Source organism: Chitinophaga parva, assembly GCF_003071345.1.
Taxonomy (GTDB): Bacteria; Bacteroidota; Bacteroidia; order Chitinophagales; family Chitinophagaceae; genus Chitinophaga; species Chitinophaga parva.
Genome location: NZ_QCYK01000004.1, coordinates 190,809 through 207,186, shown reverse-complemented (window position 1 = coordinate 207,186; position 16,378 = coordinate 190,809). Strand labels below are relative to the sequence as shown.

Annotated in this window: 15 protein-coding genes; 12 read left to right on the top strand and 3 right to left on the bottom strand. The window is 53.4% G+C overall.

Annotated features, from left to right (window positions below):
- The 8 genes from DCC81_RS24970 (at position 1) to DCC81_RS24935 (ending at position 11,144) form a co-directional block, all read left to right on the top strand.
- Positions 1–1,026 (top strand): fasciclin domain-containing protein, encoded by a 1,026-nt coding sequence (locus DCC81_RS24970; RefSeq protein ID WP_108689492.1) that lies wholly within the window; start codon positions 1–3, stop codon positions 1,024–1,026.
- An 18-nt stretch (positions 1,027–1,044) separates the two neighbouring features.
- Positions 1,045–2,220 (top strand): fasciclin domain-containing protein, encoded by a 1,176-nt coding sequence (locus DCC81_RS24965; protein ID WP_165806735.1) that lies wholly within the window; start codon positions 1,045–1,047, stop codon positions 2,218–2,220.
- Between the two features lie 24 nt (positions 2,221–2,244).
- Positions 2,245–3,234 (top strand): fasciclin domain-containing protein, encoded by a 990-nt coding sequence (locus tag DCC81_RS24960; RefSeq protein WP_108689490.1) that lies wholly within the window; start codon positions 2,245–2,247, stop codon positions 3,232–3,234.
- Positions 3,235–3,245: 11 nt separating this feature from the next.
- The gene (locus tag DCC81_RS24955; protein WP_108689489.1) at positions 3,246–6,506 is read left to right on the top strand and encodes a TonB-dependent receptor; all 3,261 of its coding nucleotides are present in this window, start codon (positions 3,246–3,248) and stop codon (positions 6,504–6,506) included.
- Positions 6,507–6,515: 9 nt separating this feature from the next.
- Positions 6,516–8,690 carry an IPT/TIG domain-containing protein gene (locus tag DCC81_RS24950; RefSeq protein WP_165806734.1) on the top strand — a complete coding sequence of 725 codons (2,175 nt, stop codon included), beginning with the start codon at positions 6,516–6,518 and terminating at the stop codon, positions 8,688–8,690.
- A 112-nt stretch (positions 8,691–8,802) separates the two neighbouring features.
- A complete protein-coding gene (locus DCC81_RS24945) occupies positions 8,803–9,189 on the top strand; it encodes a VOC family protein (protein ID WP_108689487.1) in 387 nt (128 codons plus the stop codon).
- A gap of 101 nt (positions 9,190–9,290) precedes the next feature.
- A complete protein-coding gene (locus DCC81_RS24940; protein ID WP_108689486.1) occupies positions 9,291–10,139 on the top strand; it encodes an SDR family NAD(P)-dependent oxidoreductase in 849 nt (282 codons plus the stop codon).
- A gap of 75 nt (positions 10,140–10,214) precedes the next feature.
- Complete coding sequence (locus DCC81_RS24935) at positions 10,215–11,144, top strand: helix-turn-helix domain-containing protein (protein ID WP_108689485.1); 930 nt, start codon at positions 10,215–10,217, stop codon at positions 11,142–11,144.
- Positions 11,145–11,245: 101 nt separating this feature from the next.
- On the opposite strand, the gene DCC81_RS24930 is transcribed toward DCC81_RS24935, so the two are convergent.
- A complete protein-coding gene (locus tag DCC81_RS24930; protein WP_108689484.1) occupies positions 11,246–11,653 on the bottom strand; it encodes a hypothetical protein in 408 nt (135 codons plus the stop codon).
- Positions 11,654–11,945: 292 nt separating this feature from the next.
- Between DCC81_RS24930 and DCC81_RS24925 the strand changes: the two genes are divergently transcribed.
- Positions 11,946–12,806 (top strand): helix-turn-helix transcriptional regulator, encoded by an 861-nt coding sequence (locus DCC81_RS24925; protein WP_108689483.1) that lies wholly within the window; start codon positions 11,946–11,948, stop codon positions 12,804–12,806.
- An 88-nt stretch (positions 12,807–12,894) separates the two neighbouring features.
- Positions 12,895–13,314 carry an ester cyclase gene (locus DCC81_RS24920; protein WP_108689482.1) on the top strand — a complete coding sequence of 140 codons (420 nt, stop codon included), beginning with the start codon at positions 12,895–12,897 and terminating at the stop codon, positions 13,312–13,314.
- A gap of 203 nt (positions 13,315–13,517) precedes the next feature.
- Here DCC81_RS24920 and DCC81_RS24915 read toward each other — a convergent pair whose 3' ends face one another.
- Both DCC81_RS24915 and DCC81_RS24910 read right to left on the bottom strand, forming a co-directional pair.
- On the bottom strand, positions 13,518–13,958 hold the full coding sequence (locus DCC81_RS24915; RefSeq protein WP_108689481.1) for an SRPBCC domain-containing protein: 441 nt from the start codon (positions 13,956–13,958) through the stop codon (positions 13,518–13,520).
- Between the two features lie 36 nt (positions 13,959–13,994).
- Complete coding sequence (locus DCC81_RS24910) at positions 13,995–14,735, bottom strand: isocitrate lyase/PEP mutase family protein (protein WP_108689480.1); 741 nt, start codon at positions 14,733–14,735, stop codon at positions 13,995–13,997.
- Positions 14,736–14,895: 160 nt separating this feature from the next.
- Here DCC81_RS24910 and DCC81_RS24905 point away from each other — a divergent pair, with 160 nt between their 5' ends.
- Both DCC81_RS24905 and DCC81_RS24900 read left to right on the top strand, forming a co-directional pair.
- Positions 14,896–15,885, top strand: a complete 990-nt coding sequence (locus tag DCC81_RS24905) for a GlxA family transcriptional regulator (protein ID WP_108689525.1) — start codon at positions 14,896–14,898, stop codon at positions 15,883–15,885.
- Positions 15,886–15,919: 34 nt separating this feature from the next.
- Positions 15,920–16,303 carry a hypothetical protein gene (locus DCC81_RS24900; RefSeq protein ID WP_108689479.1) on the top strand — a complete coding sequence of 128 codons (384 nt, stop codon included), beginning with the start codon at positions 15,920–15,922 and terminating at the stop codon, positions 16,301–16,303.
- The last annotated feature ends 75 nt before the right edge of the window (positions 16,304–16,378 follow it).

Genomic DNA, 16,378 nt, shown 5'->3' with positions numbered 1-16,378 from the left:
ATGAAAGCAAACATAAAACGCCTTTTCTGCGCGCTGGCGCTGGGCACCTCCATCATGGCGGGCTGTAAGAAGAACGCCCTCACCGTGGACCAGCCATCCTCCAGCATACGCGCCATGGGCGACTTCATACGGAATAACTATAATCTCAGCCTGCTGGCCGCCGGCCTGCAAAAGATCGGCTTCCTGGACAGCCTTAACACCGGCACCTATACCCTGTTTGCACCGGAGAACAGTGCTTTCAATGCAATGGGTATTACCCGCGCCAGTGATTTTGATAACATGAACACGGACAGCCTGCGCCAGGCCCTTAAATACCTGGTCATCCCCGGCCGCGTGTACATCGCTGACCTGCCCACGCAGCTGGATAATATCTACACGTCGCTTTCCGGCGGGCCGCTGTATGTGTCTGTGACTTCCTATGGCAACGGGGCGGACAACTACCGTGTGGTGATCAACGGCTGCCCGGTGGAGGATGCACCCAAGCGCAACATTGCCCTGACCAACGGTGCTATGCACCTGCTCCAGGCCATTCCCAAATACTTCCCCGGCACCATCCAGGGCTTCCTGGCAAAAGACACCGCCGCTACGCTGTTTGTGCAATTGCTCAAACAAAGCAGGCAGTGGGACAGCCTGGCGCTCAAAGGCCCTTACACGGTGTATGCGCCTACCAATGATGTGATGCTGCGTTACGGGCTCACGGCAGACAGTATTGCGCACATCGATGTAAGCCGCTACCAGCCCATCGCTTACCGCATCTATACCCTGGGTATGGCCGTGCACCATGTTTTCTCTACGGATAAATCCATGGTATCTGTCCCTAATGCTACGGTATCTGTGTACGGGTGGACCATCATGCCGGACGCCTCCCTTTTCATCCGGCCGGCAGATGGTAAGACCGGCGCCTATGGCCCCAGCAGCGTGTACTATGGTGACGGGCGCCTGTCTAAGGATAATCTTACGGACAACGGGGTGGTATACCACATCAAAGACCTGATGAACTATCCTTACCTGCTTCCGCAGCAATAACCTTTCACTTAAATGACCATGAAAAAAATAGTATATACATTACTGTTAGTCATCTCCTGCTGCATGGCCTGCCGGCAGGAAGATGCCCAGGTGACGCCCGTAGGCAAGCCCATACCCGGAGCGCCGGCACCGGCTACGGTAAAGGCCCTGCTGGACAGCTCCAACCTTACCATCTACAAAGCCATCTGCCAGCGCGTGAACCTGGATTCCATCCTGGCGGCGCAGCAAGTGGCGGCCTATACACTGCTGGTGCCTTCAGACTCCGCCTTTAACGCGGCCGGCTATACGAAGGCAGGCATTGCCGGCATGAACATCAACGACCTGGACTCCCTGGTGCTGTACCATGCCATCGCCAATCCTGTCAACAGCAGCAACCTGCAGCAATCACTTGGTAACATAGCACAGTATTCCATGCTGACGGCGTCTGACTTTGCAGACTACAGCCCATGGTCACCCTACCGCTACTTCCTGTACCTGGGCATCCACCAGGGGAAGCTGATGGTGAACGGGCATGCCCACCCGCTGCGCGCCCTGGACGGCCTGGACGGCACCATTTACATCTTGGACGAGGTACTGAAAAAGCCGGCGTTTGACATGATAGACTACCTGGGCAGCCATGCAGAATTCAGCCAGTTCCTGGAGGCCTACCACATCAGCGATAGCACCAATGATGACTACATAGGGTACAATATACAGGACTTCCTGCCCCTGCTGACCAGCTCTTCCCAATGCGCACCTTTTACGCTGATAGTACCCACCAACCATGCGTTTGCGCAGGCAGGGCTCAAAACACCGGACGACTTCCGTGCCCTGGCCGGCCGTTCCCCGATGGACTATCCCAACTACCGGGACATTGGTGGCAAAACTTACTACGCGGCGGTGTTCAATCCCCTGGACTCTATGCTCTTTTCTACGCATGAGGATCTCAGCTATTTCAACAGGCCATCGTACCCGCTGGTGTATTTCTCCAACGACTTCTCTGACAACGGCAGCCTGGCCAATGCACTGCTGATGCCCGGAGACCTTTACCGCCCACCGCCCGTGTATATGCGCCTGCGCTTCCAGCAAACCGGTGGCAAACTGCTGGTGAACCAGCTCTCACCTGTATTTGCACCGGTGCCGCTGACCACCACCGACATTGTGTGCCGCAATGGCGTGATACACGTGATAGACGATAACCTGCTGGCACATTGATCTACACCCAAAAACTGAAATACGATGCAAAAAAATATCTGGCTGGCCGGGTTTTGCCTGCTCCTCTTTGCCTGCAAAAAGGACGACAGCAAACCCGCTACCAGCGGTGGTGACGCTAACCAACTGGTGAATGTGATCACAGACAACAAGTTCAATTTCTCCGACTTCAATACCGCGCTGACCACCACCGGCCTGGATAAACAGCTGCGCGGGGCCGGCCCTTATACTGTGCTCATACCGGACAATACAGCCTTCCAGGCGGCCGGCTACAGTGATGAGACCGCGGTGGCCCAGGAAGACGGTGCCGTGCTGCTGAACATGGTGCGCTACCACCTGCTGGATGGCAGCTGGGACCTGAATAAGCTGCCTTTCCGCTTTAACCAGCCGGTGACCAGCTTTGCCGGCACACAGCTCTACATCACCCACTGGATAAAAGGAGCTGACACGGTGATCACCATCAATGGTACGCCCGTATCGGCGGTGAATATGCCTGCCAGCAATGGCCTCATACAGGTGATCAGCGCAGTGATGCCGCCCCTGCTGCAAAACACCCTGAGCGATGCGGTGGCAGCAGATACCAGCCTTACTTTCCTGAACACTGCCCTACAGGTGACCGGCATGAAGAACCTGCTGGCCGGCAACGACGCCTATACGCTGTTTGCCCCGAGCAACAACGCCTTCCGCGCCGCCGGCTATCCCAGCATGGACAGCATTGCTACCACCGATCCTGCGGTGCTGAAAGCCCTGCTGCTGTACCAGCTGACCGCAGGCCGTCACTTCGTGTACGACTACATCCTTACCGCGGATGACAGCAACACCAGCCAGCAGACCATGGCCAACAGCAACACCACCACGGTGACCCTGGTGCCCAATCCGCAGACAGGTGTAGGTTTCACCTCCATCAGGATACAAGGCAGCGGCAACCCACAACCCTGCAACATCATGAAGCAGAACGTGCTGACCAACAACGGTATCCTGCACATCATTGACCAGGTATTGAAAGAAAACTTTTAACAACGTAACACATGAACAAGCTTTATAGTCTTTGCATACTGCTGCTGTTGCTGCTTTGCGGCACGGTGCAGGCGCAGGAAACCAGTGGCCGCCTGGATGGGCGTGTCACGGATGGCAAGGGCCAGCCCATACCCGGGGTGACCATCCAGGCCATCCACGTGCCCACCGGCACCCGCTATGGCACCGTGGCCGGCAATGATGGCCGCTATCATCTTACAGGACTGCGCATTGGCGGGCCTTACACCGTGCAGGCTTCCATGGTAGGCATGGGTGAGCAGAAACAGGAAAACATCACCGTACGCTTGGGTGAACCGTTGCAGCTGGCTTTTGTGCTGCAGGATAGCAATAAGCAGCTGGGTGAAGTAGTGGTGAAAGGCAGCAAAGGTGCCAAGGCAAATACCTACGGCGCCGGCCAGAACATCAGCCAGTCGCAATTGCGTAACATGCCTACGGCCAACCGCAGCATCCAGGACATGACCCGCCTGGTGCCCCAGGCCTCGAAGGACAACTCTTTTGGCGGGACCAACTTCCGCTACAACAACGTGACACTGGATGGCGCCATTAACAATGATGCCATCGGCTTCAGCCCTTCCCTGGGTGGCATTACCGGTACTTCCGGTATGCCCGGCAGCAGCACGCATAGCAATCCCATTTCCCTGGATGCTATTGAAGATATGCAGGTGTACCTGGCCCCCTTCGATGTGAAGATCGGTAACTTCACCGGTGGCAGCATCAATGCGGTGACCCGCAGCGGTACCAATGAGCTCACCGGCTCTGTATATGGCTTTGGCCGGAATGCAGCCCTGGTGGGAAAAGACAAGATAGGCTCCCTGGGCAAGGAAAACAGCGCATTCTATGATTACCAGTCCGGCATACGCCTGGGGTTCCCTATCATTAAGAACAAACTGTTCTTCTTCACCAACGAGGAAATGACGGGTCGCCGCGATCCTTCCCAGCTGAATGTGGGCGAAAAAGAGACCGCCCAGATCCTCAGCGTAAAGGATGAGCAGGACATCATCAACGCCACCACCTCCCGCTATGGCGACGCCTTCAAACCCGGTACTGCCGGGGCTTATAACGCCAGCAGCCAGTCTGCCAAATTCTTCAACCGCCTGGACTGGAACATCAATGAAAAACACCAGCTCACGCTGCGCAATAACACCATCCTTTCCCATGCCGTGATCATGGACCGCGACCAGTCTGATTTCCGCTTTACCAGCATGGCTTACAGGCAGACGAATAACCAGACTTCCACGGTGGCGGAACTGAAATCCCGCTTCACTCCTACCCTGGCAAACAGCCTGCTGGTGGGCTACACCGTGGTGAATGACAAGCGCGACCCGGAAAGCGATCCTAACCTGCCGCAGGTACAGATCATGGGCCGTACACCCGGTACCACCATCTACCTGGGCACCGACCGTGAAGGCGCCATCTTCAACATGCAGCAGCGCACCTGGGAGATCACGGACAATCTTACCTGGTACAAGGGGAAACACACTTTCCTGTTTGGTACCCACAATGAGCTGTACCACATCAACTACGGTTTTGTGAACAGCTGGAACGGCCGCGTGGACTACCTGAGCATTGATGATTACCTGAACAACAATCCCTGGCGCGTGCGTGGCAGCTACAACTACACGGACAACAGCCGTGATTATATCATGGCACATCCACAGTCGTTCAATATTGACATGCTGAGCGCTTATTTCCAGGATGAAATTCAGCTCACCGACAAGCTGAAGATCACACCGGGCGTACGTGCAGACTATACCCTGCTGCCTGTAAAACCCGTGCTGAGCGACAAAACCCGCAATGCCATCACTGATGGCAACCTGGGTAACACCTATAGCTATACGCCGCTGAACCAGATCCATGAAGACTTCTTTGGCAAGGTGCAGCTCTCTCCCCGCCTGGGCTTCCGTTATGACTGGCTGGGCGATCAAAGCCTGGTACTGCGTGGTGGCGCCGGCCTCTTTACCGGCCGCATTCCCTTTGCATGGCTGGCTTATGCCTACTACAACAATGGTGACAGCTACGGCTCTTTTGACCAGAAAGCGGACCAGCAGGCCTTTGTGCCAGGTACAGACCCGCTAAAGACAGGCAAGAATGGCATTGCAGATTTCATTGGCCAGAACGGTACAGTATTGAACAACAGGAACTCCGGCAAAACACAGGTGGATGTGGTGGACAACCACTTTGTAATGCCCAAAGTAGCAAGAATAAGCCTGGCACTGGATTACACCACGCCCAATGCTTACAAGATCACCGTGGAAGGCATTTACACCAGGAGCATCAGGGATGTCATGTTCCGCCAGGTAAACATCAGGGACAATCCTACTTACTACGCGTATGATACGGAGTTGAAGCAGCCTGTTTTCAGCGGCAACATAGATCCTCATTTCTCAAACGCGTATGAACTGAGCAACACGAACCAGGGCTACCGTTATAACCTCTCCGCCAGCATCAGCCGCAATTTCACAGGTGGTTTTAATGCCGGCGTGTCTTACACCTACGGTGAATCCAAAGACGTAAGCAACGGGATCCGTAACTCCATGGAAAGTAACTGGCAGCTGAACCAGGCATTGAACCCGAACAACCCGGGCCTGGCTTATTCCAACTTTGACATCCGCCACCGCATTGTAGCGCATGCAGATTACCGCAAAGCATGGAGCAAGCAATGGATCAGTAATTTCTCCGTGTTCTTCAGCGCCCAATCCGGCTCCCCCTTTACCTACGGCATTGTGAACAACAGCGTGCAGGGACTGCCCCAACAGGTAAGCCTGGCCTACATCCCGTATGCGGACCAGGCCATTCATTTCTTCCAGGACTATAACGATGCGCAAGGCAACGTGATCACCGCCGCCCAGCAGGCAGCCGCTTTCAATGCATTCATTGATGGCAACAAATACCTGCACGGCCGCCGCGGCGATTTCACCGCGCGCAATATGGGCCGCACGCCCTGGAATGAGCAGGCAGATTTTCACTTTGCACAGGAGTACCATTTCACCACTAACCCGCGCAGCAGCTACCTGACCCTGTCACTGGACGTGATCAACCTCACTAACCTGCTGAACAAGGACTGGGGCCGCGTGTACTTCTCGCCCAATACCTTCAACTCCACGGCCAGTGTAGGATTGACACCGGTATACCCCGGTCGCCAGACCAAGGAAGGCTATCCCGTGTACAACTTTGCCAACCCGGGTACCCCTTACGCCACCGACTTCTTTAACTCCCGCTACCAGCTGCAGCTGGGCATGCGTTATTCATTTTAAAACATGCACATGAAACATGCATTATACCTCTTGGTGGCAGTGCTGCTCCTGGGCGCCTGCAGAAGAGATGACAAGAACAAGGTGGATGCCACGCTGCGCGTGAACAGCTTCCTGCCCGGCAGTGGTAACCCCGGCACCGTGGTGACCATCCATGGTACAGGCTTCCGCGGGAACTTCCCCGACAATAATGTAACCTTTAACGGCAAAGGCGCCCGTATCATGGACGCCACAGACACCACGCTGATCGTGGCGGCACCAGACAGCGGCAGCACCGGGCCCATAGCGGTGACCGTGGCGGGTAAAACGGTGACCGGTGAAACCTACACCTACCAGGCCCTGAGCGTGCATGCCATCAGCCCTTCCAACGGTCCTGCCGGCACCACGGTAACCATTACCGGTGCAGGCTTTACCGGCACAGCCGGTCCCGCGGTGGTGACCGTGAACGGCCAGAAAGCCATCGTCACTAACGCGAATGATACAACGCTGGTGATCACCGTACCTGCCGGTGCCGGCAGCGGTGCCCTTACCGTGGATGTGAACGGCCAGCATGCCAGCGGGCCGCAATTCACCTCCCAACTGATCTCCAAAATAAAACCTGTAACCGGTGGTCCCGGTACCACCATCACCCTCACCGGTGAGGGCTTCAGCACCCATGCCGGCGATAACGTGGTGGCCATTAACGGCATAACCAGCAAAGTGGTAAGCGCCACAGCTACCTCCCTGGTGATCACCGCGGGCAGCGATGTGCAGACCGGCCCGGTAAGCGTGACCATTAACGGACAGAAGACCAGCGGGCCGGTATTCACCAAAGTACCAGTGCCCGTGGTATCGCAAATAGCGCCTATGAGCGGCCCGGTGGGCAGTAAACTGACCATCACTGGTAATAACTTCAGCGCCCTTACCGATGAAGATGCCATTACGGTGAACGGCGTGCCTGCTACCCTGCTCAGCGCAAGCGGCCAGCAACTGCAGGTGACCGTTCCTGCCGGCACTACCAGCGGTGCCGTGAAAGTGGTGGTGAACGGCCAAAGCGTGACCGGCCCCGTATTTACCGTACAGTCCCTGGGCATTATCTCCCTGCTGCCGGACAATGGCCTGGCAGGCGCCGTGGTGACCGTAAAAGGGACCGGCTTTGATCCTAATCCTGCTAACAACCAGCTGACGCTGAATGGCATCCCCGTGCCCATCAGCGCCGCTACAGACAGCACGCTGACCGTAACGATGCCCAACGGTACGGCTACCGGCAATATGCAGCTCTCCACCGGCAGCCTGCATGCCCAAAGCCCGCTGTTCCGCCACGCGGGTGTGAAGACCTTCTTTGCGGACCCTACCATAACCGGCTATACGGGCCTGGCAATAGATTCCAAGGGTAATGTATACTACGCCAGCAATTTCGTGATCTATAAAGTACCGCCGGATGGCAGTGGTAAGACCATATTTGCCGGCTCCGAAACGGAACAGGGCAATACCAATGGCAACGGCACCACGGCAAGATTCTCCTACATCTTTGGCATCACTGCAGATGCACAGGACAATATCTATGTAGCAGACAATAATAACGCGATCCGCAAGATCACGCCGGATGGCACGGTAGTCCCTTACCTGAACAACATGAGCAATACGGCAAAATCACTCAGTATGGATGACAGGAACAATGTATGCTTTGGTACGGACTATAGCGGCACATACAAGATAGACGCAAAGACCCTGGCAGTTACACAACTGAGCTTTACAGGCGTTACGTATCCTTTTGTGGTCATCAATAACATCGCTTATTATGGCGGCACGGATGCTGCACAATACTATGCTTTTGATATGAGCATACGCTCGCGTACTACCCTGGCCGGCAACAACTATGACGGCGGCTGGGTGGATGGCTTGCCAGGTACCAGCCGCCTCGGCAACCCCGGCTCCTCCGTGTATAACCCTGCCAGCAATACCATTTATTTCCTGGATGGCGGCAACTTTGCGGTACGCTCCATTACGCTGCCCACCAACAACACAGGCAGCCTTACCGGTGGTAAGCTTAGCTACCAGCAATACAAGTATGGCTATGCAGACGGGGGCCTGGGCGATGCCCTGTTCAACTTCTCCCAAACCGGGCCTATGGCTATTGATAAGAATGGCAATATCTATGTGCTGGAAGTGAACAACCACGCTATACGCGAGATCTTCCTCCAGTAGCATCGCATTCCAAGATTACCTGTTGCGACAGAACAACAGGACGTGTGTAAAACAGGGCCGCCTTGTTCAGGGCGGCCTTCTTTTTTTCCGTAACTTTTAGCAAAACATTTTTATGGTACCCACATTAGGCAACGGCAAGATCTGCTACCTGGAACTGCCTACCCGCGATGTACGCGAGTCCGCAGCTTTCTATCACAACGTATTTGGCTGGGAAATGCGCACCCGGGGTGATGGGGCCATCGCCTTTGATGATGCCGTAGGCGAGGTGAGCGGGGCGTTTACCACCCGGCGTAAAGCCGTGCAGGAAGTGGGCCTGCTGGTATATGTGATGGTGTTTGACATGGAGGCCACCCTCCGGCTGGTGATTGAAAATGGCGGGGAAATAGTGCAGCCCGTGGGCGCAGACCTGCCGGAGATCACCGCGAGGATAAAGGATAAAACGGGTAATATCCTGGGGCTGTACCAGGAGCCGGTGGCAAAGCAACCAAAGGAGGAATGAGCATATATCCCCGTTTTGGCTACAACACCCCGCAAACAGGCTACAAACACTCCGCCACTTGTGCTGACATTTGTGAAACAAAAACACAAAAACGCAACACTATGGCACATCAACAGGATACTGCAAAGACCGGTAAAATATGGTTTATCACCGGCGCCTCCCGTGGCTTTGGCCGCATCTGGACGGAAGCCGCCCTGCAGCGCGGCGACAAAGTAGCCGCCACCGCCCGCAAACTTTCCAGCATAGCCGACTTCCCCGAAAAATACGGCGATAACGTGCTTACCCTGGAAATGGACGTCACCAACCCGGACCAGGTAAAAACCGCCGTGGAGCAGGCCCACGCTCATTTTGGACGGCTGGATATTGTACTGAATAACGCCGGCTACTCCCTGATAGGCACCATTGAAGAAGCCTCCCAGGCCGATGTGAAGGCTATGTATGAAACTAATGTCTTTGGCCCCCTCACCGTTATCCAGGCCGCCCTGCCCCTGCTGCGCCAGCAAGGTGGTGGGCACATCCTGGGCACCTCCAGCAACCTGGGGCACGTTACCCTGCCGGTGATCGGCTACTACTGCTCCTCCAAATGGGCCTTCGAGTCCATCCACGAAGCCCTGGCGGCAGAAGTGAAACAGTTCAACATTAACGTGACCATCATTGAGCCCGGCGCCTATGCCACTGAATTTGGCAGCCAGGAATCCCTGAAATTTGCACAGCCCATGGAGATCTACGCCCCGTTCAAAGATCAGTTTATTGCCGGCCTGCGGAACCTGGAAAGAGGCGATCCCCATGCCACGCCAGATGCCCTCTTCCAGGTAGTGGATGCTGCCCAACCGCCCCTGCGCTTCCACCTGGGCCGCCACAACCTGCCGGCCGTACGCGCCGCTTATGCAGAGCGGCTGGCCACCTGGGAAGCCTGGGATGCCGTGTCCAGTGCTGCGCAAGGCAACTAAACCGGAATTTGTTTATGGCGCCATGATAACCGATCTTTATAGGGCCGGTTATCATGGTTTTATAACTGTAACGACATGAAGAAAGAGGAAAATCAACATTATAAATTCAGCTCCATTGCAGATGCGCACCGCTATTTTGGCCTGCCCGGCCCTTTGCATCCGCTGGTAAGCATGATCAACAACGAGCAGGGAGAAATGCAAATGCATCAATCCCAACAATCGCATGTGCTGTCTTTTTATAAAATATCCTACCGCAGGAAGGCAAATGGGTGCATGAAATATGGCCAGGGCTATTACGATTTTGACGAAGGCGGATTGTTCTGCGCTTCCCCCAATCAATTGGTGGCCAGCACGGGCGAAGCACATGGAGTAATGGAAGACGCACCGCTTTACACCTTGCTCATACATCCCGATTTCCTGTGGAACTACCCGCTGGCAAAGAAGATCCGTCAATACGGCTTTTTTTCCTACACGGCCAACGAAGCCCTCCACCTCTCCCCGCAGGAGGAAACCACCGTTATCGCGTTGTTTAAAATGATAGGTGATGAACTGAGCGGGCGCATAGACGATTTCAGCCAGGATGTAGTGGTAGCACAGATAGAACTGCTGCTGAATTATATCAACCGCTTTTACAAGCGCCAGTTCATTACCCGCAAGGTCGTAAACAGTAACGTACTGCAAAAGCTGGAAGAGCTGTTGAATGATTACTTTGATAAAGACGTATCCCTGAAACAAGGGCTGCCCACTGTACAATACCTGGCGGCACAGTTCAATCTTTCTCCCAGCTACCTGAGTGATATGGTGCGCGCCCTCATCGGGCAGAACGTGCAGCAATACATCCACAGCAAACTGATTGAAAAAGCAAAGGAAAAGCTTTCTACCACCAGCTTATCCGTGAGCGAAGTGGCTTATGAGCTGGGCTTTGAACATCCCCAATCATTCAGCAAGCTGTTTAAATCCAAGACAAATATTTCCCCGCTGGAGTTCAGGCGGTCGTTTAATTGAACGCCGGAAAAATATACTCCTTCATAAAAACAACAAAGCCCGTTTAATCACGGGTTTTGTTGTTTTTATGCCAATGACAGGCGGTCTGAAGCCTGCGGCATTCAATGCCTTTCCTTGAAGATCATGGGCGTGCGGTTCAATACGGTGTACACATTACCTTCTCCCAGGCGCACACAGGCGCCTGCGCTGTACACACCATCACTGGTAGGAATAGCCTGCTCCTCATGCCAGCCAATGCGGGTGATCCCCCCTCCTACCTCTAATTTAAAACTGGGAAGGCCCACACCACCCTCCAATACGCGGAAAATAGTTTCCTGCGAAGGGGAAAGGTGTACGATATCCGTAAAAATACTATTGTACCCCTTGCAGTCGCAGGCATTGCAGGCTACGATCATGCCGGGTCTTACGGGCTGTGCTTCATTGAAGGATTCGATGTTGCCGCTTATTCCCGGAACTAACTGTTGCAGGATGAGGCTGGCTTTAGATATGGTACGTGGTGTTAATGCCATAGTAACTCCTAAAACTTGAGCGAAAAATATTCACAATCTTAATACATTCTCTTACCTGTGTGTTTCCTTGAACACAGTTCTTCATGACTTGTGTTATTGTACAGGCCGCGGCTGGATGTTGTTCCTGGGGCCTTATGGTTTTAATACCTGGATTACAGATGTATACAAATCCTGTGCCGGCGTACCTCCTTTAGGTACTGGCACACATGGCTTCCCTTCCCCGGGAATTATCGATACCTTTGCCTGACTGCTGCATGCACATCACTATTTAAAAACAGCAGTGCCTTTTTTCTTGAAGCCTTTTCTTTTACCGGACGACCTGCTGGACAGCACACCCCTTCAACCAGACGAGGTGATCATCCGGCAATACCACTCCAGCCACAGTTCCATCAAGAACAAGATCATCCTGAACCGGAATATGATCAACCTGGTGATGAGCGGTAGCAAGACCGTGGTGTACCCGGCACAAACCGCCATCGTTCACCAGGGCGAGCTGGTACTGCTTTCCACCGGGAACATCCTTACATCTGAAGTGATCTCCAACACCCAAAGCTTCAACAGCATCCTGCTCTATTTCAGCAACGAGGTACTAAACCGGTTCTTCATTAAATACAATCACCTGCTGGATGCCCCCTCCCCCGCAAAGGATGCACAGCCTTTCCTGGTCTACCAGCAAGATAACTTTATAGCCCACTACGCACAATCGCTGCTGTTCCTCCTAGGGGCCGGTACGCCCCTGCCGCCGGAGGTAAAGCAACTCAAGCTGGAAGAGCTGTTACTCTACCTGCTGCGCCTGGATGCAGGCCGCTTACAATCCCTGAAGATCATTTCCAATGACCAGGCAGACATGCAGCTCAAAAAAACGGTGGAGACCCACATCGGACAGCCGGTAACGGTGGACGAACTGGCCTTCCTGTGCAACATGAGCGCCTCCACTTTCAAAAGAAAATTTGAGCGCCTTTACGGCACCTCCCCGCAAAAATGGCTGCTGAAGGAGAAACTGCAACTGGCCGCAACCCTTCTCAAATCCCCTGCTGAAGCGCCTTCCGACGTTTACCACAAAGTGGGCTATCAAAATCATTCCAGCTTTTCAGAAGCCTTCCGCCAGCACTTTGGCCTTACCCCCAGCGACTACCGCAGCCAGCACATATGACCGGCTGGCCATAACACTTGAACGCCTGGCCCTAACGGCCTGTACGCCCTGGTACCGACCTTTGCTGCATCAAAAATTCAATACAATTATGGCAACACAAACAGCAAACAACAAAGCGGTTGTAACCCGGTTTAACAAAGAAGTGATAGAACAATTCAACGAAACAAGCTTCCACGCCCTCATGGATGAGCAGTTTATAAACCGCTCGGCGCCTGCCGGCATGGATAATGGACCCCAGGGCATGCTGTATTTTTTTAACCAGCTCCTGCGCCCGGCATTTTCAAACCTTACCGTCACTATTCACCAGCAGGTAGCAGAAGACGACCTGGTGACCACCCGCAAAACCATTAGCGGCACGCACACCGGCGCGTTACTGGGCATCCCGGCCACAGGCAAGACAGTGCAGATTGATGTGATAGATATTGTACGGGTAAAAGACGGGAAGTACGTTGAGCACTGGGGCATCAATACCTTTTCGGATGTGCTGGCGCAATTGAAAGGCGCATGATAACCCGCTAAAATGCCGTAAGGCCAGGGACCGATCCCTGGCCTTACGGTTGTTCGTAACATTTTTCATCTCACTTTACCGGCAGCTTCCACTGCTCAATCAATGCCAGCCTATTTTCCTTCGTATTAGGCTTTCCCTTCCCGGTGGTGATCAGGGCCTTCTACCTGCCCTGGATATAACCCGTTCAGGCATCATGGCAAACATTAGTTCGCTTTTGCTATGGCAGCTGTAAGACGTTCCTGCACATACTGTTCCCACGTAGGTGCGCAGGCGTTATAGCACTCAAATGCAGGGACCAGGCCAATATGCGTGAATACGATCTTTGTCTTACCCGCTTCCCTTGAAATTTCAAAACTGATCCGGGTGCCTTTCCACTCGTCCGTTTTGTCTACAAAGGTAAGATTGGCTTCTGTTACCAGCCATACCACTTTCTGGTCCGGCACGGCTTCTACCAGTTTTTGTTTGGTATAATGTACCCCGCCTCCGGCATGGAAGCTGAATTCATCACCCGGCCTTTCCGAGGTTCCTTCAAATGATTCGCCATGTAAGCCGGACCACCATTCCCGTACGTTCAAAATGGTGTTATAGGCTGCTGACGGTGTTTGTTCCACCCAGATGGTGTTTGTGAAATCTTGCGCGTTCATGTTATTATTGATTTTAGCGTGTAATGGCATAATGTCTTAAAATAGGGATGCCAGCGACTTTTCAGCGATGATCTCCTTACTGATCTTTTCCAGGTGATGGTAAGTTGCTTTGTACAGTAACACCGCCATGCTGATCCGCTTCACCCCGATACTCACCAGTGTTTCCACTGGCAATTTTGGTGTGGCGACCATATTCACCGGGAGCGGGGTAGACGCAACGATCTCCCTGGCCACCTCCGCATCCGGAATGGCGATGATAAACAGGCCATCCGCGCCAGCCTGCTGATACTGCTCCGCTCTTTTGATCGTAGTTTCCAGGGGAGACGGCAGTTGCTGTGCAAACGCGTCTATCCGTGCATTGATAAAAAGTGACTGGTTCGTTTTGACCAGGTAATTTTTAATGCATTCCAGCTTTCGTAAGTACATCTCCTCTCCCTGTGCATCTTCAAGGTTGATACCCGCTATACCGCAATCCAGCAGCTTTTGAATGTTGTCCGTCAGTGCCTGCAGGTCATCACTGTATCCGCGTTCCATATCCACCGATACCGGGACGCTGGTGGATGCTTTTATCCTTTGCACGATGTAAAGCAGTGCTGCAAAAGGGATCTTTTCTCCATCTTCATAACCCAATGAATGGGCAATGGCCCCGCTGGAGGTACCGATCGCTTCAAAGCCGGCTGTTGTTATCAGTTGTGCGCTCTTTGCATTCCATGCATTGGCAAGCAGGAAGGGGGCCTGCTGGTGATGGAGCTGGTAAAATTCTTCGTATTGGTTCATTTGTTAGGTGCTTTAAAGTGAATGAATGGGGCTGTGGTTACATTGGCCTGGTACCGTAAAATTAGTGGCTGTATAACAGACCGGTGGGTGGGGAAATGGACATTATGGAGGGTTGATTTGGACAACACAGATGCTTACCTTTGGTAAAAGCATTTTCCGCATGAAACATATTACACTGCTGTATCCTGAAGGCCTCTGCAACCTCAGTACTATTGCTTGTATAGTTGGCACTGTAGAAATATTTGCAACGGCTAACAATTACTGGATGCGCGCCGGCAACAAACAGCAATTCCGCCTGGTAGTAGCAGGTACCACTCCCAAAGAACAATTCATTCATAAGCTGGTAGCTTTAAACCCGGATACGTATATCAAAGACATTCCCAAAACCGACCTGATTATTATACCCTCTGCCATGCCCGGGGAAAAAACAGCGGCCCGCCAGGAAATGTTTGACTGGATACGCCGGCAGCACAAGGCCGGTGCGGAAATAGCCACCATGTGCTCCGGCGCCTTTATCCTGGCGGCTACCGGCATCATGGATGGCAGGAACTGTTCCACCCACTGGTCCAACGCAGATAAATTCAGGTCCATGTACCCCGCGGTGCACCTCTACTCTGACAAACTGATCACCGATGAAAATGGTATCTATACCAATGGCGGCGCCTATTCCTTTTTAAACCTGGTGCTCTACATCATTGAAAAATATTACGACCGGCAAACGGCTATCTTCTGTTCCAAAGTGTTCCAGATAGAACTGGACCGCGACAGCCAGTCGGCCTTTGTTATCTTCACCGGTCAGAAACAGCATGGCGATGCCATGGTACAACAGGCGCAGGCCTACATTGAGAAGAATATTGATGAAAAAATTTCTGTAGAAGACCTCTCCTCCCGGTTTGCCGTGGGCCGGAGGAACTTCGACCGGCGGTTCATTAAGGCCACTGGCAACACGCCCCTGGAATATGCCCAAAGGGTGAAAATGGAGTCCGCAAAAAAAGCGCTGGAAAGCACCCGGAAAACCATTAATGAAGTGATGTACGATGTAGGTTACTCAGACGTAAAGGCCTTCCGTGAAGTGTTCCGGAAGATCACCGGCCTGTCGCCATTAGCATACAAAAACAAATACAACCGGGAAGCGGTGAGCGAACATTAGGCGGAAACTCCAAAATATTATTACCTTTGCATCCATGCGTAATGTCCTGCATAAGTTTATCTTCGGACTGGTGACCGCTATCGTGGTCGCTCACAGCATTACGCCCCACCGCCATCACGAAGAAAATTTTCCGGTAAATTGGCAAAACATCGCAACCGCCGAAAACCAGTCTAACGACCATGACCACGACAAAAGTGACCATTTCGGCACCCATAACATCGACGACTATTTTGTAAACCAGTCGGACCTGGATCATCACCTGGCTGCCGCCATGGTATTCCTGTTGCCGCAGGTACTTCACCTGCAGGCGCAGTTGGAAGCCGTTGCTGAACAACCCCGCGCAACCGCCTGCCATACCCCGCTACGATCGAATGATTTTAGCCGGTCCCTCTCCTATCGCGGCCCTCCTGCCTGCTGATTTCCGAATGTTTTAGTATACCGGCCCTCCGTGCCGGCTGCTATGCCGTACGCCCATTTTCCGGCAAAGGCATAC